Origin of the sequence: Brucella sp. HL-2 (assembly GCF_025846885.2) — a bacterium.
In the GTDB taxonomy this organism is placed as follows: domain Bacteria; phylum Pseudomonadota; class Alphaproteobacteria; order Rhizobiales; family Rhizobiaceae; genus Brucella; species Brucella quorumnocens.
Window position 1 is genome coordinate 389326 of record NZ_JAOYTK010000002.1, and the last position, 21445, is coordinate 410770.

Below are 21445 nucleotides of genomic sequence, written 5' to 3' on the forward strand. Positions count from 1 at the left end.
GGGCGCTTCTCGATGAGCGTTTGTCAGAACGGTGATTTTACGACTACGTACTCATTGAACTAAGAAATATGATTGCGCTGCCTGCCTCACTCAAGGAATTTGCGCTTCATATTTCCGTGATTCATGGATCATCGTGCTAAGCGCCCGTCACAGAGCAATGTTAGACTCTATCCCAATATCTTGCGTTGGCTTTATTGGGTTTTCTCGACAAACCCAACATGGCATATTTTCAAAGTGGAACCGGCTTCAGCGTTTTGACGTTGAAGATATCGATCCGATCAGCCTTGGGATAATCAGATTATCCCTTTGGGCGCGGAGGAAAATAACCAAGGGAGGTCAGAAAGATGAAAGCACGCACAGCAAGTGTTGGTGATCTGGAAAGCGTTTTTCACGACCTTTCAGAGCGAATGGCAGCGGAATATATCGCGGCCGGGAAAGACGTAAGATCGGCCTACGATAACCTTACCATGAACCTGCGCGAAGGACGCGCACATGCACTGATTGAAGACGACAAGGTCGTGGCGATCATTGCCTGGCAAGAGGCGGATGATGGAACAGATACCCTGTTTGCGGCGAAGGAGGACTTCTTCAATGCGCGATCCGTCCGGTTTTGTCGGAAGCACATCAAGCAAATTCAGGCGCTTTCCGGCGACCGTCCGATACATTCCAGAAGCTGGCTTGATCGTCCTGATGTCGTTAAATGGTTTCGGATCATTGGTTATCGGGAGATCGATGGCGAGCAAGGTTCCAAGCTTTTTGAGCTTGGTGCCCCAGCTGGAAACAGCCTCTCCAGCCAGTAAAATTAAGCAGCGCCGCGTTTATCAAGCGCGGCGCGATCTACCGCAAGCCTTCAGCAATTGCATCAATCGTTGCTCTCACGCGTGATGCAAGAACACGCCCGCCCGGCCATATGATATGGATCGGTAACGAAGGCGTTCTGATATCCGGTAAAACCTGAACCAACGCGCCGGACAAGAACTCTTCTTCGACCAGCCAGCGGGGTACCTGAACAAGCCCCAAGCCAGCAATAGCCGCATCGACGATCATATCAAAAGCAGCAAAGCTATGGTTTGAGCGGATATCGCATCGAACCTTTTCCCCATTCTCGTTTAAAACGACCCATGGTTCGTTCCGCCCACTACGAAACTGCGTGACGCAGAAATGCTCTTGAACGTTACTCAGTTTCGAAGGCTTACCATAGGCCGATATGTAGGAGGGTGATGCACAAATGATGACGTCCTGTTGACCCACGCGTTTAGAAATCAAATCCGTACTATCGGGCAGATCACCGATCCGCACCGCAAGATCGTACCCCTCTTCGATGAGGTTCACGACGCGGTTTTCAAATGACACTTCAAAATGCAGCTGTGGATGGGCTTGTGCGAGTTGCATCAACAAAGGTGCAACGCATTTCCGGCCAAACAAATCCGGCAGATTAATCCGCACCCGTCCTGACGGAACAGCTATGCGGGAAGAAAGTGCAATTTCTGCATTCGCAAGCTCTTCAAGCGCCCGACGGCAGCTTTCCAGATAAACACGCCCCTCGTCGGTCAGGCTTAGACTGCGGGTCGTGCGATGAAACAACCGCACACCGAGACGATCTTCAAGCCGCGCAACAGACTTGCTGACTGCAGATTGCGACAGGCCCAACACGGTTGATGCAGCCGCGAAGCTGCCCGATTGCTCAGCCTGAACAAATGCTCTGATACCGTTAAACCGTTCGTTTGAAATCATCAGCCGATAATTTTTGTCGTGATTGAATATAAATAATGCCAGAAATGCGAAATTTTCTCCATGATAAATTGCCTTTCACAAAGTTTCAGAGTTGTGAAGGATGAGCAATGTCAGAAGCACTGCAAGATAAGAAAATCGTTGTGATCGGTGGAAGTACCGGGATCGGGTTCGCCGTTGCAAAGAAGGCAGTAGAAGCAGGCGGCAAGGTCGTTATAGGCGCACGCGATCCTGCAAGACTTGGCCAGGCTGCTAAAACTCTGGGAGAGAGATCAACCGCATTGGAAGTCGACACCTCCGACACCGGATCTCTTGTGACATTTTTCAGAGCAATCGGCGCTTTCGATCATCTGTTCATCCCGGCGGCCACTTACACGGTAGCCGGCCTCGACAGCGACGACATAGAGGCAATTGAAAGCCCGTTTCGTTCAAAGTTCTGGGGCCAATACTGGGCTGTGAAACACGCTGTTCCGCATCTCAACAAGGCTGGTTCGATCACCTTGATGGCCGGTGCGGCCAGTGCAAGGCCAATCAAGGGTGGCGCAGTTTATGCAGCTTGCAACAGTGCAATCGAAGGGCTCGGTCGCGGGTTGGCGATTGATCTGGCACCCATTCGGGTGAACACGATTTCTCCTGGCACAATCGACGGCCATCTTTGGCAAAATCGTCCGCAGAAAATACGCGAAATGGCCTTTGAACACTATCGTCAAAATTCGCTTGTCGGCAGACCAGGCACTGAATCCGAGATTGCCGATACAGTACTTTACCTGATGGGAAACAGGTTTGTGACCGGATCGAACCTTTATCCGGATGGTGGATACGCGCTTCGCTGACAGCCTATATAACAACTGGCTGCAATATCTGAAGTTTCTAATGCAGCCGGTTGAATTTAATAGGTTTCTCCGCGCAGATGGCTCGCCAGAAAGCCGAGATTATCTTGTCCCCAATAGGTCTCAGTATCGTAAATATAGGTCGGAAAACCAAACACACCCCTATCGACGGCACGTTCACGATCCGATTTCCATTTGGCCTGAACGTCGTGATCATTCTCACGGCCCAACAGATACTGACCGTTAAAGCCAGCTTCATCGGCCACGGCACTGCGGACTTCCGGCTTGCCAATATCCTTAGCCTCAGACCAAAATGCATGTTGAAGCACACGTGTCAGCTGCAGCCAGTTTTGACCTTCAAGATAGGCGGCAATCACACTGAATGAAGCAGGCGTGGGGTCACTCAGAGCCGGTCGGTCATCAATGAAAAGCGGTTTGCCGCGAAACTTGGCCCAACGCTTGAGGTCCTGCGTGCCATAAGCGCGACGGGCTTCCGGACGATTGCGCGAAAAGATGCCGCCATTTTCCTCGATGACGGTCGCAAGATAAGGCTTGATTTCGACCACATGCCGCTCTGCCAGCTCCTCAAGCGTATCAAGCGTATCAAGCCCGAGATATGACCAGGGCGAACCGATGGAAAAGAAATAGTCGATCGATTTTGGCACGTTTTATCCTTTTGTATGTGAGTGCATCCCGACAAGTGTGAACCTGTTTTCGGATAAGATGCGCGCAGAAACGTTATTTGAACTTCGGCAATCCGGGCGGATTGGTCTCCGATTGTTTGAGAGCCTCTTCCTTCAGATGCCAGCGGTCGAGAATGCGGGCATAGGCTCCGCTTGCGATCAGGCTGTTGGTGGCAATGGTCAGTGCATCGGCAAGTCCGCTGCCTTTGCGCGTTGTAATCGCCACATCCGAGCGATCCGGCCAGCCCGCACTCAGCGTGCCGACGCGTTTGATATTCTTGTCGCGGGAGGCGATGAACACGAGCTGCGCGTGGGGCTGCACGATCACATCGGCCCGGCCCGATTGCAGAGCCAGAAGGCTGGCAGCTTCGTCATCGTAATATTGCAGTTCCAGCGGCTTAAGCCCCGCCTTCTCATTCTCTTCGCTCCACTTGACGAGAATGCGCTCCTGATTGGTCCCAGCACCCACGATGATGCGGAGGCCTGCAGCATCCTTGGGTTCCTTGATGGAGGTAACGCCACTGTCGGCTTTTACGAAAAAGCCATGCAAGCCCTGCCGATAGGTCGAAAAGTCGAACTTTTCCTTGCGCTCTTCCGTGACACCAACATTGGATATCACGGCATCATATTTGCCGGATGCGAGACCCAGCGGCCAATCGATCCATGCGACCGGAACGCTTTCGAGTTCAAGCCCAAGGCTTTCAGCAATTGCGGACGCATAGTCTGCATCCGCACCCACAACGGTCTTGGCATCTGTGGCGTAAGCCGCCAGCGGCGGACCGCCCGGCGCAACGGCCACAGTCAGCTTGCCCGGCGTGACGAATTTGAAATCTGCGGGAATGGCAGCGATTGCTGCAGCATCTTTCTGCACGTGAATGCGGCCAGCCTGCTCGGGTGATAAATCAAAACCATCCTCCGAAAAGGCCGACAGGGATGAAGCGCCTACCAACGCCCATGCAGCAACTAACAGAGCGCCTGCTCTCATGAACCGTTCTCCATTTAAGTAAATTAAAGCGGGCTGGCATATGCGTCCCCTCATGTGCCAGCCCAGCCCCTCACGAACCGCTTTTCGGCAGGCCCTGTGGATTTGTCTTGGCTTCGGTGATGGCTTCCGGTCCAAGGTTCCAAGTATCTAGAACCTTGGTATAGGCACCGTTTGCAATCAGATCGTTGAGAACATTGGTCAGTGGAGCTGCAAGCCCACTACCCTTGCGCGTTGTGACCGCAATCTCGGCGGTGATCGGCCAGCCGCCACTGACCGTGCCAACCAGCTTGGTCTTGCCATTGATGCCAGCGGAATAGGCCTGTGTCGCGTTCACGCTGAAAACCGCATCGGCACGGCCGCTTTGAATGGCGAGATCCTTGACCGCATCATCGTCATAATATTGCACCTCAATCGGTTTCAAACCGGCTGCAACATTCTGACGATCCCACTCCAGCAGCACCTTTTCCTGATTGGTGCCTGCATCGGTGATGATCTTGAGGCCCTCAATATCCTTGGGCTGTTTCAGCTCCTTGATCGCGCTATCAGCTTTGACGTAAAAGCCAAGCTCATCCTTGCGATAGGTGGAGAAATCGAACTTCTCCTTCCGCTCTTCCGTCACTGTGACGTTGGAAATCACCGCATCGAATTTGCCCGAAGCAAGCCCAAGAGGCCAATCGGCCCACGCAACCGAAACCAGTTCCAGATCGCGTCCTAGACTATCGGCAATGATCTGTGCCAGATCGACATCGTAGCCGATGACGGTCTTGGAATCTGATGCATAGTCATGCAACGGCAGATGACCGCTGGTGCTGATGCCAATAGTCAGAACACCGTCTTTGACGAATTTGAAGTCTTTGACCTGATCGATACGCTTATCGAGTTTTTCAACCCGCAAACGGTTTGGCTGTTCTGGACTGAGATCAAATCTGCCCTCACTCCATGCAGCATTCGTCATCAGCAAAGCCCCTGAAATCAGGCCCGCAGTGAAGTATCCCGCTTTTCTGATATAAGCCATATTCCCATCTCCTTGAGTGTAAAACTCTGTGTAATGACCTGATTTCTTTAAATTTTACCCCGTTACGAGCGGATCTTACGATCCGCTTTTCGGCAATCCGGCAGGGTTGGTTTTGGCCTCATCGACGGCTTCTGAACTCAGGCTCCAACGCTCAAGCACATGATGATATTTGCCGTTCTTGATGAGTTCATTAAGCGACAGCGTCAGCGCATCGGCCAGACCGCTGCCCTTGCGTGTGGTGATTGCCACCTCGGCCGTCTGCGGCCAGCCGCCACTTACCGTGCCGACAAGCTTGGTTTTGCCGTGCTGCGATGCGGCATAGGCCTGCACTGCATTGACGCTGAAGACCGCATCCGCACGACCGGATTCAAGCGCAAGGCTCTTGACCGCATCGTCGTCGTAATACTGCACTTCGACGGGCTTCAGACCAGCTTCAACATTCTGCTTGTCCCACTGCAGAAGAATGTTTTCCTGATTGGTACCGGGATCGGTAATGATCTTCAGGCCCGCAATATCCTTTGGCTCTTTCAGTGATGTAATCGCACTGTCCGCCTTGACGTAAAATCCAAGCTCATCCTTGCGATACGTTGAAAAGTCGAACTTTTCCTTGCGTTCTTCGGTCACGGTCACATTGGAAATCACGGCATCGAACTTGCCGGATTCAAGTGAAAGCGGCCAGTCAGCCCAGGCGATTGGCACCAGCACAAGCTCACGGCCCAACGTATCGGAAACCAGCTGAATGAGATCAGGATCGAAAGCCACGACAGTCTTTGCATCCGTTGCATAAGTGCTGATCGGAGGCACCCAAGGATTGATGCCGACGACGAACTTGCCGTCCTGCACGAACTTGAAATCCTTGGGAACGGCATTGACGACGGCTTCGCTCTTTTCCGTGCGCAAACGGTTTGGCTGCTCCGGGCTAAAATCAAGCTCTGCGGAAAAGGCTGGCGCGCTGAACAGCGTTGCTGCTGCCAGAAAGCTGCCCAATATTGCGTTCTTGTAGTTGCTTGATTTCATTGAATGACTCCTGAGAATAATCTGAATATTGGACAAACAATCCCCGTCGACTGCCCCGTCAGGGCAATCGTAAGTGTCGGGAGTTGTGGTTTGGATCCTGAGCGCATCCCGAAAAGTGAGAACCGATTTTCGGAATGCGCTTAACAAAGCGGGCGTTCTGGCGTCAGAGGACTTTTGCGAGAAACTCCCGGGTTCGGGGATGCGTTGCCGCATTGAAAAGCTGCTCCGGCCTGCCGGTTTCGAGAATACGGCCCTCTTCCATGAAGACCACCGTATCCGCCACTTCACGGGCAAAGCCGATCTCATGGGTTACGATGACAAGCGTGGTGCCAGAGCGTGCAAGCTCCTTGATGACATCCAGCACTTCACCAACCAGTTCAGGGTCAAGTGCCGAGGTTGGTTCGTCGAACAGGATGACTTTTGGATTGAGGGCCAGTGTGCGGGCGATGGCGACACGTTGTTGCTGACCACCGGAAAGTTGACGCGGATAGGCATCGATTTTTTCGCTGAGACCAACGCGCGCCAGCAGACGTTTTGCAACCACGGTCGCGGCATCCCGGCTCAGTCCACGCACAATCATCGGTGCTTCGATGATGTTTTCCAGCACGGTCAGATGCGGGAAGAGATTAAAGTTCTGAAACACCATGCCGACATCGACGCGTTTTTTCAGAATGTCTTTTTCTTTAAGCTCGTAGAGGGTGTTGCCGCTCTGGCGATAACCCAGCAGTTCGTCGTCAATCGAGATAAAGCCGTCATCAACACGCTCCAGATGATTGATGGATCGCAGCAATGTCGATTTGCCTGAACCTGATGGTCCGAGGATCGCGGTCACGCTGCCGGGTTTGATATGCAAGCTGACATTATCAAGAACGAGATTGTTGCCAAAGCTTTTGGATACACCGTGAATATCCACCGCACCGCGTCGCGCACCTGTGAACCCGCTGACGGCAAGGGCATCAGTAATCTGTACGTCCTGCTCGCGGCTGACTACGTTCTGCGCTTTGGTCGATGTCGTTGCTTGCGCAGGAATGAAACGAGCGAAAAGGCGTGTCAGAATGGCTGGAGGCGGATTCCGCAAAGCACCGCGTGAGAAATGACGTTCGATGTAATATTGCGCGATCGACAGCACCGTCATGATGATCAGATACCAGACGGTTGCGACCATCAGCAGGGGAATGACTTCGAGGTTGCGGCGGTAGATGACCTGCACCGTGTAGAAGAGTTCCGGCAGCGCAAGCACGTAGACCATCGATGTGCCTTTAGCGAGACCGATGATTTCATTAAAGCCCGTCGGAAGTATTGTGCGCATGGCTTGCGGAAGCACGATGCGGAAGGCCTGTCTGCGTCGCGGCAAGCCGAGAGCGGCGGCAGCTTCGAGCTGCCCCTGATCGACAGACAGAATACCGCCACGGATAATCTCGGAAGAGAACGCTGCCTGATTAAGACTCAACCCCAGAAGGGCAGCAGCAAACGGACTGAGTATCTGAACGGTTGGATATTCGGCAAAAGTGATATCCGTGTAAGGAACACCAAGCCTAACAGTTTCATATAGATAGCCGAGATTGTTCAGAACAAGAAGCAGGACGATCAGTGGAATGGATCGCAGCAGCCAGATATAGGCCCAGGAAAGACCGGATAGCAGCGGCGAGCGTGAAACGCGAGCAAGCGCGAGTGCGGTTCCCAGTGCAAATCCAAGCACCGTTGCAAGCGCTGTCAGCCACAGCGTCCGCATCAAACCGACAAGAACGGGCTCTGACAAGAACCATTCTGCAAAGACTGACCAGCCCCATCTAGGGTTGGTCAGAACCGACTGCAGTACGGCGATAATCAGGCCAGCAGCCAAGATAGTACCAATCACACGCGCCGGATAGCGCGCCGGAACGATCTTGTAGTGCTTGAAGTCACCCGGACTTACGCGGGAATTAACTTCCCCGTCTGTCCCTGCAAAATCTGTAGCAATTGCCATAATCAACGCCGCTCCGAAATATCATTTAACTTATGATCCAATGCAGACGTGTCTGTCATGGAAGTCACTCAACCTGAGTTTCGGAGATGAAGCGTCAAGTTTCAAAACAAATAAGTCTATTTAAACATCGATCAGTGGATGTTTTTTCCATAACACCCACTCTTGTACCCTAGCATTTACTTAGCCAAATGCCGCGTGCTTCGCAGTCGTATCGGAAGCATTAAAATCAACTTGTCTGATATTCTCGATATTTTTCTCGAAAGGCAAAGTCCCGTAAACCTCGGGGTCGGCGGACACATCGAAAAGCGCCGTATAACCATTTCTGAGATAAAGCTCTTTGGCTTCTGGCTGCCGGAAACCAGTGGTCAGATAAACGCGCGTGTAACCCTGACGGTGTGCCTGCGCTTCCAGCTCTTCAAGCACCTTTTTGGCAAGCCCTTGCCTGCGCAGATCACTATGCGTCCAGATGCGCTTGAATTCGGCTGTCACATCGTCATAGCGCATGAATGCACCACCACCGATTGTCTGACCGTCACGGAGCAGCAGCAGGAAATTGCCGTGCGGAGGCGCGAAGGCTTCCGGCGGATATTTGTTCATTTCGGCTGCTGCACCCTCTTCATTGAAATAGGTGCCGTAGCGCGTGTCATACTCGATTGTCAGCGCCTCGATCAGCGGCACCGCACGAATATCGGTCGTTGAAGTGTATAGAAATTCATCCGCCATGATGTGCCATCCATATTGAAGAAATCGTGCAATCTCAGATCAGCGAGGCTTCAGTCAGTCGAACCCAAAACAGCGCGGCTGGAAGCAGGATTTCATCGTTGAAATTATAATTGGGGCTATGCAGGCCCGCACTGTCGCCATTGCCGACGAAAAAGTACGTCCCCGGCTTCTGTTCGAGCATGAACGCAAAGTCCTCGCTTGCCGTGCGCGGACGGAAATCTTCGATAACGGTGCCAGTGGGGAAAGTGCTGAGCGCGACCTGTCGCGCAAATTCCGTCTCGGCTTTTGCATTGATCAGGGCAGGAAAGCCCCACTGATAATTGACATCAGCAACAGCACCAAAGCTTTCGGCTTGTGAGCGCGCGACAGCTTCAATCCGCCGCCGCAACTCTTCACGTACAGTTTGCGAGAACGAGCGGATGGTAATGCCAAGATCGACATGCGCGGGAATGACATTCAACGCATCGCCGCCATGAATGGAGGCCACCGTCACCACACCCATATCAAGCGGATCAAGATTGCGCGCGACCACCGTTTGCAGGGCCAGAACAATGGATGAGGCAACCACAACCGGATCGACCGACTTGTGTGGTTCTGCACCATGACCGCCACGCCCGTTCACGCGAATTCTTGCGCGATCCACCGATGCCATCGCAGGCCCGGTGACAAAGCCGAACTTTCCTGCGGGCACACCCGGCCAGTTATGCAAACCATAGACAGCATCGCACGGAAAGCGCTCAAAGAGGCCGTCTTCGATCATGCGTCGGGCACCTGCCCCGATCTCCTCAGCGGGCTGGAAAATCAGATGCACCGTACCGGAAAAGCGACCAGACTGGGCAAGATAGCGAGCCGCAGCCAGCAAAACTGTCGTATGTCCGTCATGGCCACATGCGTGCATCACACCAGAATTGCTGCTTGCGTAATCGAGGCCAGTCGCCTCGTTGATCGGCAAGGCGTCCATGTCCGCCCTGATGCCAATGGTCTTGCCGGAGTTGCCACGCTTCAATGTGCCAACCACGCCAGAACCGCCAACGCCGGTTGTAACGTCATAGCCCCATTGCTTCAGATAATCTGCCACCAGAGCAGACGTCCGGGTTTCCTTGAACGCCAGTTCCGGATGGGTATGAATGTCGCGACGCAAAGCGATAAACTCGTCGATAAACGAGGCAAGACCTGTCTCGATTTCCAGTTTCCGGTTTACGTCTGGCGACCGCTGAATATTCATGCCGCACCCTTTCGGTGACTTCCGGCATCATTGTTTTCAACGTGCTTCGCATAACGGCTCTGCGGATGCTCAAGCCCGAGATTTTCGCGCAGCGTATCGTGTTTCAGGCTGCCTTCATGATATCCGCGCTCTTCCAGAATTGGCAGAACATAGGCAATGAAATCATCCAGCCCTTCGGCAATCACCGGGAAGCCAAGGATAAAACCGTCAGCAGCCTTCTGCTCTTTCCAGAGAATGATTTCGTCGGCAATCTTCTCTGCCGTGCCGATGAAGGACGTGCGTGGCGAGGCCACATTCAGCGCCACTTCACGCAGGCTCAGCTTGTTTGCAGCCGCGTCGCGCTTGATGCGATCCGTTGTCGAACGGAAGCTGTTCTTGCCGACATCACCAAGCTCAGGGAAAGGCGCATCGAGATCATAGGCGGTGAAATCATGGTGATCGAAGAAACGTCCGAGATAGGAGAGCGCTTCGTGGATGCTTACGAGATTGCGGATCGCCTGGTATTTCTCTTCGGCTTCAGCTTCGGTTCGTCCAACGATGGGGCCGATGCCCGGATAAATGCCGACATCGTCCTGCGAACGCCCATGGGCAACCGCACTTGCTTTGATCTGCGCATAAAATGTCTGGCTGTCCTTGATGGTGCCCGCATTGGTGAAGACAGCGTCCGCATGTTTGCCCGCAAGTCCTACACCCGCTTCGGAAGCACCAGCCTGAAAGATAACAGGCTGGCCCTGAGGCGAGCGCTGGATATTGAGCGGCCCTTCAACCGAGAAGAAGCGCCCCTTGTGGTCGAGCCGATGAAAACCTTCCGGCTTGTAAAACTGTCCGCTTTCACGATCGCGAACGAAGGCGTCTTCATCCCATGAATCCCAAAGACCTTTGGTCACTTCAAGATATTCATCGGCGATTTCATAACGCAGAGCGTGCTCGGGATGCGGCTTGCCATAATTGCGGCCTGACCCTTCGAGCGGTGTTGTCACCACATTCCAGCCCGCACGACCGCCGGAGATGAGATCAAGCGATGCGAATTGCCGCGCGATCGTAAACGGATCGCTATAGGACGTCGAAACCGTGCCTGCGAGACCAATGCGCTTTGTGTTTGCAGCGAGCGCTGAAAGGACCGTCAAAGGCTCAAAGCGATTGAGAAAATGCGGAATGGAAATCTCGTTGATATAAAGCCCGTCCGCGATGAAGGCGAAGCTGATGCCAGCCTCTTCGGACTTGCGTGCCGCATCAATGAAAAACTGAAGGTTCACGCTGGCATCTGCCGGCCCGGATGGATGTTTCCAGGCATTCATATGTCCGCCTGCACCCTGCAGCATCACACCGAATCTAATCTGCTTGGAACTCATTTGAGGTACTCCCTATAGCCAGTGGCTTTGGATCAGGCGGCAATAGCCAGACGTTCGCCTGCGAGGCTTTCGATGGCAGCTATTCTTAGTTCATGAGAAACAGCGGGAAACTCGAGCACAAACTCAGCCACCCCATATTGCTCGTGCAGTTCATCGAGCTTCTGCTTCACTTGTTTTGCTGAACCTGCGAGCACATTTGGATGTTTTTCTTCAACCCGATAATCAGTCTCTCCAGCCTGCCGCGCAAACTCGGCGGCTGCCTCCTGTGTGCCAACCGAAACTGATTGTCCGGAGGTGAGATGAACCTTGAAGATTTTAATTTTCGAAACCGCAGCATCAACCGCGTCTTGGCTCTCGGCAACGACCGCACCAAGCGCCAGCACGGGCACTTTTCCAGTCACATTGCGATAGGCGTCGAACGTCTTCTGCAGATTGGCAGTATCGCCGTTCAAATGACCGGCATAAACAAAATCCCAGCCGGAATGCGCGGCGAGCAACGCGCTTTCAGGGCTTGCACCCAGCACGAATTTTTCCGCAGACACCTGTGGTTTGGGAGTTGCGGCCAGTCCTTCAAACGGGCCGGAAGCGATCTTGTCACCGCCAAGAAATGCGCTGAGCTGTTCAAGCTTGCTGTTAAAATCGAGCCGTTTTTCGCTGCCTGTTTCCTGCTGCAAGGCCTTGGTTGACAATGGAAGTCCGCCTGGAGCCTTGCCAACACCGAGATCAACGCGTCCGCGCCCAAGGGCTGCCAGAAGGTTAAAGTTTTCGGCAACTTTGTAAGGGCTGTAATGCTGCAGCATCACGCCGCCGGAACCAATCCTGATCCGCTTTGTCGATGCCAGAAGATAGGAAACAAGCACCTCAGGTGAAGGCCCGGCCAGCTCATCCGCGTGATGGTGCTCCGCAACCCAGAACCGCTTGTAACCCGACTGCTCCGCAGCCTGCGCATAAGAAACGGTATTCGCGAGCGCTATTTCCGCGCTCCCTGATTGCGCCACCGGGCTCTTGTCGAGAAGGCTTAACTGATAGGGCATCGGCACATCCACTTTCGCTGACCATCGCAATTTCGGGCAGAACCTTAGGCGCGGCGCGCGAACATGGATCAGCCGAGCGTAGTTTCTCGGCTTCGAGACAAAATCTCAAAGATCAGGCGACTGAAATATGCGGTCTTGGGGCAAATTTATTCTGTGTCGGTGGAATATGTTGAAACGGACTGTTTGATGACAGTCTGATCCACCTTTCCTCATGAAAAATGATTGAAAATTCTCACAGCGGCTAAAATGCACTGCCGCTGTGATTTATCATTGGGTTGAATTTAGAGATATCGACGTGGATTTGCTGCCAGATAGAAGGTATTGATCAGCGTATTGATATCGAACACAGGCAAGCCGGATTCCGCCGCAACATAAGATGAAAACGGGCACATATTGGTGCATTCAAACAGAATAGCGCCCGGATTTTCACAGCTCACCATAAATTCCCGCGTCATTTCCAGCATTTCTTCCTTCAACACTTCCGTATCGAGATAATCGCGACCTTCAATATAGGTCTGTGGAAACTCGGCATTCTGCTTCATGCCCTGCACCTGCACAGGGATTACATCGGACGACCAGCCAACGCCTTTGAAATGCGCATCATTCATATGATGCGCTCGCTCAGTGAAGACACCGATGACTTTACCAGGTGGCAGCATCGCGTGAATAATCGGCGCCTGCATCAGTGATGATGTGAAGACTGGAATGTTGACCGCTGCGGCAATATCTTTCTGGAACGGCCCCAAAAAACCACAACTTGTGGTAATGGCGCGTACGCCCTCCGCTTCGAGTTCGCGTGCCGCATCGATGAACGGCTCGATCAGTTTTGGATCAGGATTTTTGCCCATGATGCGTGTGGCATGTGCACCTTTTACTGTCTTGTAACGCACAGGAAAATCATAGGACAGCGCATTGCCGATATCGCCAGCAGGACGAGGGAAAATCGTGTCCAGCATCAGCACACCGATCTGCTGGCCATAATTGGTGAAGCCACCTTTGAGCATCATAGTTTCATTCCTCTGAATTATGGGTAATCAAAGCATTTCCAGCAAAAGTGCGAAGCGGTTTTGCGTAGGGATAATGCGTAAAAACAAAAAGATAGAGCGGTTCCAACGGTTCAATATTAACAGGAACCGCTCTAACAACCGAAGCGCGCGGGCGAGAAGGCGCGAACGCTGTCTGATGGGGGTACGTTGTTGATTGCGTCGAGAACGATCTCAGCGGTTTTGGGGGCTGCAGCGATCCCGATATGACCGTGACCGAAGGCGGCAATGATCCCCGGATGGGGCGTGAGTTTGCCTATCACCGGAACGCCATCTGCAGGCGACGGGCGATGCCCCATCCAAAGTTTGAGATGCTGCAGATCCTGCTTTTCCAAATTGGGATAGCTCGCCAATGCGTGCTTAAGCAGCACCTCCGAGCGTCGCCAGTCGGGCGCTTTCTCCACCGTTGCCAGCTCGACCTGACCGGAGAGACGCAAACCCATATTGGTGGGTGTATTGCCCATTCGCCCGGTGCTCGGCATGATCGGGATATCAAAGGGAAGCTCGTTCAAGGGCAAGGTCACATGATACCCCCGCTCGCTTTGCATCGGCACATACAAGCCGAGATCGCTCATGATGCGCCCGGAATGGATGCCCGCTGCCAGCACGATATAATCGGCAGCGATACTCTCATCATTATCGAGCACAACACGCGGCGAAACACCTGTGAGAACTTTTACGACGTTCTTTCGAATAAAACGAACGCCTGCCTTTTCCGCTTGCGCTGCAATACCCGCAACATAGCCTCCAGTATCGAGACAATGCGCGCCTTCCGTTACATGAATGGCAAAGCGAAAATTGCCTCCAAGCGCCGGAATGCGTTCACGCAGTTCTGCTTCCTGCCATTCGTCGAACAGAATGCCGTTATCACGGCGCAGCTGCCAGCTAAGCGCTTCAGCTTCAAAGGCTGCACGATCAGGATAGGCGTAAAGCAGGCCCTTCTGCACGATGAGATGTTCCTGCCCGGTCTTGCTGGCCAGCTCAAGGTGGCGTTTCGGTCCATCATTAAGCAGCCAGTTGAGCTTGGCCGCAGTTTTTGTCACCCGCGATTTTGTGGCCCCTGCGAGCAGAAACCGCGTGAGCCATGGTGTCAGCCTTGGGACCGATTTCCAGTCAACGGTCAGTGGCCCGTTACGATCAAACAGAAATCCGGGAACCTGTCGCCACAAGCCAGGCATACTCATGGGAATGATCGAGGCGGGACTGATCCAGCCACCGTTTCCGTAGCTTGCACTTTGCTCTCCGCCCGGTTCTGAGCCGTCGCAAAGCGTTACTTTCAGACCGGCATCAGCGAGCCGCAAGGCGGTGGTGGAGCCGATAATGCCAGCCCCGACGACAATTACATTGCCTGTCATGACATTTATCCGTTCTGCGCGTGCATTTATGCGAGACCGCCGTGGAAATGGCTCAGAAACTCTCGGGTTGCGGGTTCATGCGGCTCATTGATCACCTGACGGGCATCGCCGGTTTCAACGACGTAACCGTCCTGCATGAAGATGACCTTGTCAGCGACATCACGAGCAAAGGCCATTTCATGGGTCACAAGGATCATCGTCATGCCCTGCTCGGCCAATTGCCGAATGACCGCCAGAACTTCACCGACCAGTGCTGGATCAAGAGCCGATGTTGCCTCGTCAAACAGCATCACATCGGGGCGCATCGCGAGCGCCCTTGCAATCGCAACGCGCTGTTTCTGACCGCCCGAGAGCTGCTCTGGTCTGGCGTCCGCACGGGCTGCAAGCCCGACCTTTTCCAACAGTTCCATGGCCAGTTCGCGGGCAGCCTTTTTGTCCTGTTTGAGAACAGTGACCGGCCCAATCATGACGTTATCGAGAACGCTCATATGCGGAAACAGATTGAAGTTCTGAAACACCATCCCGGTATTGGCGCGGAATGCCGCGAGATATTTGTCCTTGAGCGACACATCTCCGGACGAGAAATCTATCTTCTGCTGACCAATTGCGATGTAACCCGCATCTGGCAGCGAAAGCAGATTAAGACTGCGGAGCAGTGTCGATTTGCCGGAGCCACTTGGCCCGATCAGCGCAACCACCTGCCCGCGCTCAACTGTGAGACTGATATTGCGCAGCACCTCAATGTCGCCAAAAGACTTTTTCAGCCCACGCACTTCGATCATCGGTTCAGCATTCATGGCTTATCTCCACAAGGCTTGCTTGCTTCATTCGGCTCATCATTTCAGCCTGCCTTCCAGCCCATGGGCGAGCCGTGTCAGAGGGAACAGGACAGCGAGATAAAGCACTGCAATCAGGGTGTAGGTTTCAAGCGGTCGGTAGGTAGCCGAAGTTACAAGCTGGCCCTGATAAAGAAGATCAGGCACAGCAAGGACCGACAAAAGCGATGTGTTTTTCAGCTGAAGCACGGACTGGTTGACCAGTGGCGGCACCATGCGGCGCAGTGCCTGCGGCAATATGATCTTTCCCATGAGCTGACCGCGACGCATACCGATTGCACGGCCGGCATCCCACTGCCCCGCATCAATGGAAACGATGCCACCACGGATGATTTCCGCATAAAATGCAGCACCATAGAAGGTAAGCGTAATGAAAGCCGCCATGGCAGGCGAAATTTCAAAACCAATCAGCATCGGGAGTGCGTAGTAGCACCAGACCAACTGCACCAGTACTGGCGTACAGCGAAATATCTCAACGACCGTCATAATGGGAACGGTGATGATTTTGTTGCCGGAAAGCCTGCCAAGAGCAAAGACTGTTCCAACGAATATGCCCGAGAGTACGGTTATAATCGTAAAACCGACCGTGTAGGCCAGGCCTTGGAGGAATAATCCCCGATACTGCCAAAGGCCGGAAAAGTCCCATTGATAGTCCATTAATTCACTCTTTCTGACATCCCGGCGAAGGCACGGGAAGACGTTGAGCTGAACAGCCAATGCCCCAGCGACAGGACATCGAACACCGGCAAGCCACATGTTTTTGCGACTGCTTGTGCAAATGGCGGCATGTTCGTGCACTCAAGAACAACGGCACCAAGATTGGGTTCGCGTAACTTCAGCTCTTGTGCGGCGTTTGTAATTTCAGTTTCAAGAGCCGAGCGATCATAAGTTCCGCTGCCTTCAATCAACTCGCGAAAGGCACCACCGCCCGGCATGCCAATCCTTGGCGTGCCGATGCTGGCACCACAGGCGGCGAAGATTGCATCGTCAAGGCTCGCTTCATCATAGGTGATTACCCCCACCGCGCGCTGCGGGCCGACCAATGTGCTGACCATCGGCAACTGAAGCAGGCTGGAGGTAGCAATCGGCACCGACAGTTTTCCGTTTAAAGTGCCTTGGTGGCGCGCCATGAAGCCGCAAGAGGTAACGAGCGCCCTGCATCCTTCAGCAATCAGAGCCTCGCCAGCAATAACGAAGTCTTCGATCAACCCCGCACCACCCTGACGAATGATCTTGTCGGGTGATGCTCCGCTTACCTTCTTGAACCTTACCGGCATCTCCCATGATGCCGGATTCCCGACATCTCCGGGCGGACGCGGAAAGCCGGTGTCAAGCATGATGACACCGAGTGATCTTTGCTGATGCTGCATGATGGTTGACGCGTCAGAACTTCAAAGTTGGCGGCAAGTCAGATGGCTGCACACCCACTAGCGAAAGGCTGCTGACGATCCATTCATTGACCTTGCCGTCTTCACGACGTTTTTTGAGCCAAACGTCAACGTAGTCGCGGAATTCGCCGTTTGCATCTTTGCGCACGCCAATCGTGGTGGGTTGGCTATCCAGCGGCTCAGGAACAAATACTTTAAATTTGTCGCCAAGCTTATGCGCCGTCACAACAGACATCAGTGCGACCTGCACGATTACATCGGCCCGACCAGATTGTAGAGCGATAACGGTTTCATCCGCACCTTTAAGCGCGACAAGCGTGCAGTTGGGCAACGTTTTGCGAGCGAAGAGATCCTGCGTAGAACCGAGATCAACCGTGACGCGAATTTCAGGCTTGTTCAGCTCTTCCCAGTTTTTGATCTCACGATCCTTGCTGGTGATGACGGTGAAGACGTTGTCCATCATAGCTTCGGTGAAGTCGACCGATTTCGCACGTTCAGGATTATTGCTGAGAGCAAACATAATGTCGATCTTGCCACCCTGAAGGTCCATGACGGAGTTGCCCCAGGTGGTTTCGACCATTTCCAGCGGCACACCAATATATTCGGCGAGGTCCTTGCCCATGGAAACGCAGAAACCGTCCCATTCACCAGTGGCGAGGTTTTTCTGGTAGTACGGCGGTGTGCCGTTGAATACGCCGATGCGCAACGCGCCCCGGTCCTTGATGGATTTCAGTGTCACGCCGTCTTCGACAGCCCACGAAAAGCCAGGGGCAAGCATGACAGCAGTGCCGCCCAAAAGCGTTGTCTGGATAAACTTACGTCTATTCATCGTTGTTTCCCTCTTGTTGAACCGAGCATTACTGTGCGCTTGAATGCGCCAGGCTGCTTTCTCTATTAAATTTATTGGAAAGTACCACTGAGTAACTGACGTTCTCGATTCCTTCGATCTGTGCCAGCTCTTCAATCAATGCCTCCAGATCTTCGAGAAATCCGACATGAACCCGACACAATATGTTCGCCGGACCGCTGATGGCATCTGCTGTAAGAATTTCCGGATAAGCGCGTAACGCCGCAAACAAGCGCTGCACTATGCGTTGTGAAGCTGTGATGAACAGATAAGCGGAGATGCTGTTGTCATCCTTGGTCCGACGGACGATAGCCCGGTATCCCAATATGACGCCGCGCCGTTCCAGACGGCCTATTCGTTCCTGAACACTCGATCGGGCAAGGCCCACGCGCCTTGCCAGTTCACTCGCCGGGAGACGTGCATTTTCCTCCAGGATACTGACCAGATTTCGGTCGATACTATCACCGTAGTCCATCGTGTTCCCTTATGTTTATTTGTAATGAGAATGCGGCGCTTTCTCATCAAATAAAAGCATTGAAAATTGGATTAAGCATGAATTAAACTCATGATCAAAATCTGAGGAAACCCATGCGCCGCTTTCTTCCTTCTCTTTCAGCTCTGCATGCTTTCGATGCGTCGGTGCGCTATCTGAGCTTCACACGCGCATCGGAAAATCTCGGCATGACGCAAAGCGGCGTCAGCCGTCAGATTCAAAATCTTGAGTCTTTTCTCGGTCTCAAGCTATTTGAACGGGCGGGGCCGCGTTTGGTTCTCACGGAAGAAGGACAGAGTTACTACGAGGAAGTTTCGCGTATTCTCGCAAAACTTGAAGAAGTTTCTATGGATGCAGTGCGTGGGTATAAAACGCAGAGCCTGCTCAAAGTTGGCCTGCCGCCGACACTAATGCGGAAATGGGCGCCGAGCATCATCAGCACCTTCGCCCGGACATATCCTCAAATATGGTTCGAGGTGTTTCCCTGCTCACATGATCTCGATTGGGGTAAATCCGATCTCGATCTAGCCATACTGCGCGGCATTGGCAATTGGGCCAATGTGCGCAGCCGTCTGCTGTTTCCTGAAGAATTGGTGGTGATCGGTTCACCGGAAATTGTACCCGAGAACGGACTGACCGGAGATGTCGAATTGCTCGACTTTCCGCTGATCCAGAACTCAAACAGGCCAAGCCTGTGGCTGCACTGGCTGCGGGGTGCAGGTATTCATTACAACAAGCGTATCTTTGGGCCGCGCCTGCCAACACATGATGTAATCATCGAATGTGCTGTTGCAGGTATGGGGCTTGCAATCGCACCTAAAATTTTAGTGCAGGAGGAACTGCAGTCCGGAAAACTCAAGCTGGCACTTGAGCGCGTACAGACATCTGGCGAGAGCTATTTTCTCTGCTCAGCGCAGGCGCGGCAGGGCTCGAAAAATGTCCGACTGTTCCGCGACTGGTTCATTGCAGAAGCAAAACGCCACAAACATCATCTGCCTGTGGCGTCATCAGTTTAGATGTAAGAACGCTCAACTGGCTTCAGGTTGAGCGGATCTTCACCGCGCTTTAAAAGCCAAGAATAAACTGGCGGCACCCGGTCAGCTATCGATTCAACATGGACGTCGATAAAACACGGCCCGTCTTTCCAGGCAAAGGCTTCCGCCATCGCTTGGTCAACCTCATCGGCGGTTTTGGCGGTCCATGCCTTCAAGCCGTAGGCCTCGGCAATTGCCTGACCTTTGGGCGCAAGAAAATCGACACCGAAGCACTGGTTATGCCCCTTTAATCGATGCAGGCCTTTGATCCAGCCGAAAGTCGCATTGTTGAACAAAATAAGGATCGCGGGCACCTGCAAACGCACCAGCGTTTCAAGCTCGCCTACCGTCATGCCGAATGATCCATCGCCAAACAGTCCAATCGGTCGCTTGTCAGGATCGGCTCGCCAAGCACCGACAGTGGCAGGAAGTGCTGATCCAAGACCACCAAAAGCACGCGGAATGGCAAACCGTGTTTCCTGATCATTGATCTTGAGAAAACGTGTCATATAGGGCGTGGGTGTGCCTGCGTCAGAGTAAATCAGGGCTGGTTGGCTCGACTGGCTGAGCGCTTCGTTGAACGAACGCACAACACGTTCAGGGCGCAAAGGAACACGCTCGTCGTTCAATGCTTCCTCGGCATGTTCCCAGAAGATGCGCCTATGGGCGTTCAATTCTTCGATCCAGCTATCGTGCTTTTTGGGCTCAATCGTCAGCTCGATCTGCAGCAACTCATCCAACACCAGCAATGCATCGCCCTGAATAGAGAGCAGATTTTCGTAATTATTGGCCATTATTTCAGGCGAAATATCAATTTGCGCAAGACGTCTGTTGAGTGTGATCTTTGGGAAAGTCCAGCCAATCGTCACAACAGAACCAATGCGGGAACCGACAAACAATGTAAAATCGGAATGTTCCAACGCCCAGTTGGCATGAGGATGATAGCCATTATCTCCGATCACGCCGATGGCCAGACGATGATCATCGTCAATCGCACCCTGCCCCGTCATCGTTGTGCACATTGGAATGTTATACTTCTCGGCCAGCCTTGAAATCTGTTCACCGGCTCTGGCGCGATTAACACCACCACCCGCCACGATCAAAGGTCGATCTGCTTTCGCAATCAGTTCGAGCAGTTCTTGCAGCTTCTGTTTTGGCGGCAGTGTCGGGAATGCCGGGAAGGTTTTGCACTCTTCTTCGACATGCAGCGATATCCGCGCCGGATCAACCTCCGCAAGAAGCATATCTTCGGGAATCTGGAGATGCACCGCGCCCGGTTTACCGGAACAGGCAACACGAAACGCACGACGAATGATTTCGGGCAGTTTTTCGGCCGATTTCACCTGCACCGAGAGCTTGGTCACAGGCTCAAACAGTTTTGCGCAATCAAGCTCGGTGAGAACACCGCGCCCTTCTCCCGGCAAAGGAATATCAATGGTAAGGAGAATAACAGGTATTGACGATCCGTTCGATTCAGCGACCGGCGGCAGCGAATACATAGCGCCTGCGCCCGACGGACATTCAAAGACCCCGGGCTTGTTTGTAAAACGTCCATAGGCATCGGCCATATACCCGGCGGAGCGTTCATCGCGCGCCATGATATGTCGTATTTCGCCTTCCCGCTGCTGTAGAGCTTCATACAGAGGCACGTTGGTATCGCCCGGCACCCCGAAGATTGTCTCAACGCCATAGCCAATCAACATTTGGACCAAAATATCTGCGCCGCGCATTCTCTACTCCTTTGGAATCGTGTTGGCGCAGCTTAGGTGCAATTTATTTCGGCCAGGACCGGCGGATCGGCGGCCCTATCTTAGGAGCGCCGACGAAACGCAGGCGCGCAACGGCGATATCGCCGCCCAAAACGCCAGCCCATTGGAGGAGTCGGTGC

21 protein-coding genes are annotated in these 21445 nt (G+C 53.3%); 3 read left to right on the top strand and 18 right to left on the bottom strand.

Going from position 1 to position 21445, the window contains the following annotated elements:
• The first annotated feature begins 344 nt into the window (after window positions 1–344).
• Window positions 345–800 (top strand): hypothetical protein, encoded by a 456-nt coding sequence (locus tag OIV19_RS04940; protein WP_007878990.1) that lies wholly within the window; start codon window positions 345–347, stop codon window positions 798–800.
• Between the two features lie 37 nt (window positions 801–837).
• Here the strand turns inward: OIV19_RS04940 and OIV19_RS04945 are convergent, their stop codons facing one another.
• The gene (locus OIV19_RS04945; RefSeq protein WP_264230844.1) at window positions 838–1734 is read right to left on the bottom strand and encodes a LysR family transcriptional regulator; all 897 of its coding nucleotides are present in this window, start codon (window positions 1732–1734) and stop codon (window positions 838–840) included.
• A gap of 107 nt (window positions 1735–1841) precedes the next feature.
• Here OIV19_RS04945 and OIV19_RS04950 point away from each other — a divergent pair, with 107 nt between their 5' ends.
• Window positions 1842–2564 carry an SDR family oxidoreductase gene (locus tag OIV19_RS04950; RefSeq protein WP_264230845.1) on the top strand — a complete coding sequence of 241 codons (723 nt, stop codon included), beginning with the start codon at window positions 1842–1844 and terminating at the stop codon, window positions 2562–2564.
• Window positions 2565–2620: 56 nt separating this feature from the next.
• On the opposite strand, the gene OIV19_RS04955 is transcribed toward OIV19_RS04950, so the two are convergent.
• The 16 genes from OIV19_RS04955 to OIV19_RS05030 form a co-directional block, all read right to left on the bottom strand.
• On the bottom strand, window positions 2621–3226 hold the full coding sequence (locus OIV19_RS04955; protein ID WP_264230846.1) for a DsbA family protein: 606 nt from the start codon (window positions 3224–3226) through the stop codon (window positions 2621–2623).
• Between the two features lie 73 nt (window positions 3227–3299).
• A complete protein-coding gene (locus OIV19_RS04960; protein ID WP_264230847.1) occupies window positions 3300–4229 on the bottom strand; it encodes an ABC transporter substrate-binding protein in 930 nt (309 codons plus the stop codon).
• 70 nt (window positions 4230–4299) lie between these two features.
• Window positions 4300–5184 carry an ABC transporter substrate-binding protein gene (locus tag OIV19_RS04965; RefSeq protein WP_498831029.1) on the bottom strand — a complete coding sequence of 295 codons (885 nt, stop codon included), beginning with the start codon at window positions 5182–5184 and terminating at the stop codon, window positions 4300–4302.
• 135 nt (window positions 5185–5319) lie between these two features.
• On the bottom strand, window positions 5320–6261 hold the full coding sequence (locus tag OIV19_RS04970; RefSeq protein ID WP_264230849.1) for an ABC transporter substrate-binding protein: 942 nt from the start codon (window positions 6259–6261) through the stop codon (window positions 5320–5322).
• A gap of 163 nt (window positions 6262–6424) precedes the next feature.
• Window positions 6425–8227: an ABC transporter permease subunit gene (locus OIV19_RS04975; protein WP_319637583.1), complete on the bottom strand. Its 1803-nt coding sequence runs from the start codon at window positions 8225–8227 to the stop codon at window positions 6425–6427.
• A gap of 180 nt (window positions 8228–8407) precedes the next feature.
• Window positions 8408–8950, bottom strand: coding sequence for a GNAT family N-acetyltransferase (locus OIV19_RS04980; protein WP_264230850.1), 543 nt, complete (start codon window positions 8948–8950; stop codon window positions 8408–8410).
• 34 nt (window positions 8951–8984) lie between these two features.
• Window positions 8985–10175: a M20 aminoacylase family protein gene (locus OIV19_RS04985; RefSeq protein WP_264230851.1), complete on the bottom strand. Its 1191-nt coding sequence runs from the start codon at window positions 10173–10175 to the stop codon at window positions 8985–8987.
• Complete coding sequence (locus OIV19_RS04990) at window positions 10172–11527, bottom strand: LLM class flavin-dependent oxidoreductase (RefSeq protein WP_264230852.1); 1356 nt, start codon at window positions 11525–11527, stop codon at window positions 10172–10174. Before OIV19_RS04990 ends, OIV19_RS04985 begins: the two co-directional genes overlap by 4 nt.
• Window positions 11528–11559: 32 nt before the next feature.
• Window positions 11560–12561 (bottom strand): MsnO8 family LLM class oxidoreductase, encoded by a 1002-nt coding sequence (locus OIV19_RS04995; protein WP_191792763.1) that lies wholly within the window; start codon window positions 12559–12561, stop codon window positions 11560–11562.
• Between the two features lie 281 nt (window positions 12562–12842).
• A complete protein-coding gene (locus tag OIV19_RS05000) occupies window positions 12843–13568 on the bottom strand; it encodes an aspartate/glutamate racemase family protein (RefSeq protein ID WP_151091548.1) in 726 nt (241 codons plus the stop codon).
• A 131-nt stretch (window positions 13569–13699) separates the two neighbouring features.
• Window positions 13700–14959 (bottom strand): NAD(P)/FAD-dependent oxidoreductase, encoded by a 1260-nt coding sequence (locus tag OIV19_RS05005; protein ID WP_264230853.1) that lies wholly within the window; start codon window positions 14957–14959, stop codon window positions 13700–13702.
• A 26-nt stretch (window positions 14960–14985) separates the two neighbouring features.
• Window positions 14986–15756 carry an amino acid ABC transporter ATP-binding protein gene (locus tag OIV19_RS05010; RefSeq protein ID WP_318285329.1) on the bottom strand — a complete coding sequence of 257 codons (771 nt, stop codon included), beginning with the start codon at window positions 15754–15756 and terminating at the stop codon, window positions 14986–14988.
• Window positions 15757–15795: 39 nt separating this feature from the next.
• The gene (locus tag OIV19_RS05015; protein WP_012093406.1) at window positions 15796–16452 is read right to left on the bottom strand and encodes an amino acid ABC transporter permease; all 657 of its coding nucleotides are present in this window, start codon (window positions 16450–16452) and stop codon (window positions 15796–15798) included.
• The gene (locus OIV19_RS05020) at window positions 16452–17165 is read right to left on the bottom strand and encodes an aspartate/glutamate racemase family protein (protein WP_151091550.1); all 714 of its coding nucleotides are present in this window, start codon (window positions 17163–17165) and stop codon (window positions 16452–16454) included. The genes OIV19_RS05015 and OIV19_RS05020 overlap by 1 nt, the downstream gene beginning before the upstream one ends.
• A gap of 13 nt (window positions 17166–17178) precedes the next feature.
• Complete coding sequence (locus OIV19_RS05025; protein WP_151091551.1) at window positions 17179–18012, bottom strand: transporter substrate-binding domain-containing protein; 834 nt, start codon at window positions 18010–18012, stop codon at window positions 17179–17181.
• 28 nt (window positions 18013–18040) lie between these two features.
• Window positions 18041–18505: an Lrp/AsnC family transcriptional regulator gene (locus tag OIV19_RS05030; protein ID WP_151091552.1), complete on the bottom strand. Its 465-nt coding sequence runs from the start codon at window positions 18503–18505 to the stop codon at window positions 18041–18043.
• 113 nt (window positions 18506–18618) lie between these two features.
• Between OIV19_RS05030 and OIV19_RS05035 the strand changes: the two genes are divergently transcribed.
• Window positions 18619–19539, top strand: a complete 921-nt coding sequence (locus OIV19_RS05035) for a LysR substrate-binding domain-containing protein (protein WP_264230854.1) — start codon at window positions 18619–18621, stop codon at window positions 19537–19539.
• Here the strand turns inward: OIV19_RS05035 and OIV19_RS05040 are convergent.
• Window positions 19536–21287 (bottom strand): thiamine pyrophosphate-binding protein, encoded by a 1752-nt coding sequence (locus tag OIV19_RS05040; RefSeq protein WP_191792760.1) that lies wholly within the window; start codon window positions 21285–21287, stop codon window positions 19536–19538. The two genes, OIV19_RS05035 and OIV19_RS05040, sit on opposite strands and share 4 nt — an antisense overlap.
• Between the last annotated feature and the right edge of the window lie 158 nt (window positions 21288–21445).

Coding starts and splice junctions, on each gene's coding strand:
- OIV19_RS04940 (WP_007878990.1), top strand. CDS start 345: ATGAAAGCACGCACAGCAAGTGTTGGTGATCTGGAAAGCGTTTTTCAC.
- OIV19_RS04945 (WP_264230844.1), bottom strand. CDS start 1,734: ATGATTTCAAACGAACGGTTTAACGGTATCAGAGCATTTGTTCAGGCT.
- OIV19_RS04950 (WP_264230845.1), top strand. CDS start 1,842: ATGTCAGAAGCACTGCAAGATAAGAAAATCGTTGTGATCGGTGGAAGT.
- OIV19_RS04960 (WP_264230847.1), bottom strand. CDS start 4,229: ATGAGAGCAGGCGCTCTGTTAGTTGCTGCATGGGCGTTGGTAGGCGCT.
- OIV19_RS04965 (WP_498831029.1), bottom strand. CDS start 5,184: ATGACGAATGCTGCATGGAGTGAGGGCAGATTTGATCTCAGTCCAGAA.
- OIV19_RS04970 (WP_264230849.1), bottom strand. CDS start 6,261: ATGAAATCAAGCAACTACAAGAACGCAATATTGGGCAGCTTTCTGGCA.
- OIV19_RS04975 (WP_319637583.1), bottom strand. CDS start 8,227: ATGGCAATTGCTACAGATTTTGCAGGGACAGACGGGGAAGTTAATTCC.
- OIV19_RS04980 (WP_264230850.1), bottom strand. CDS start 8,950: ATGGCGGATGAATTTCTATACACTTCAACGACCGATATTCGTGCGGTG.
- OIV19_RS04985 (WP_264230851.1), bottom strand. CDS start 10,175: ATGAATATTCAGCGGTCGCCAGACGTAAACCGGAAACTGGAAATCGAG.
- OIV19_RS04990 (WP_264230852.1), bottom strand. CDS start 11,527: ATGAGTTCCAAGCAGATTAGATTCGGTGTGATGCTGCAGGGTGCAGGC.
- OIV19_RS04995 (WP_191792763.1), bottom strand. CDS start 12,561: ATGCCCTATCAGTTAAGCCTTCTCGACAAGAGCCCGGTGGCGCAATCA.
- OIV19_RS05000 (WP_151091548.1), bottom strand. CDS start 13,568: ATGATGCTCAAAGGTGGCTTCACCAATTATGGCCAGCAGATCGGTGTG.
- OIV19_RS05005 (WP_264230853.1), bottom strand. CDS start 14,959: ATGACAGGCAATGTAATTGTCGTCGGGGCTGGCATTATCGGCTCCACC.
- OIV19_RS05010 (WP_318285329.1), bottom strand. CDS start 15,756: ATGAATGCTGAACCGATGATCGAAGTGCGTGGGCTGAAAAAGTCTTTT.
- OIV19_RS05015 (WP_012093406.1), bottom strand. CDS start 16,452: ATGGACTATCAATGGGACTTTTCCGGCCTTTGGCAGTATCGGGGATTA.
- OIV19_RS05020 (WP_151091550.1), bottom strand. CDS start 17,165: ATGCAGCATCAGCAAAGATCACTCGGTGTCATCATGCTTGACACCGGC.
- OIV19_RS05025 (WP_151091551.1), bottom strand. CDS start 18,012: ATGAATAGACGTAAGTTTATCCAGACAACGCTTTTGGGCGGCACTGCT.
- OIV19_RS05030 (WP_151091552.1), bottom strand. CDS start 18,505: ATGGACTACGGTGATAGTATCGACCGAAATCTGGTCAGTATCCTGGAG.
- OIV19_RS05035 (WP_264230854.1), top strand. CDS start 18,619: ATGCGCCGCTTTCTTCCTTCTCTTTCAGCTCTGCATGCTTTCGATGCG.
- OIV19_RS05040 (WP_191792760.1), bottom strand. CDS start 21,287: ATGCGCGGCGCAGATATTTTGGTCCAAATGTTGATTGGCTATGGCGTT.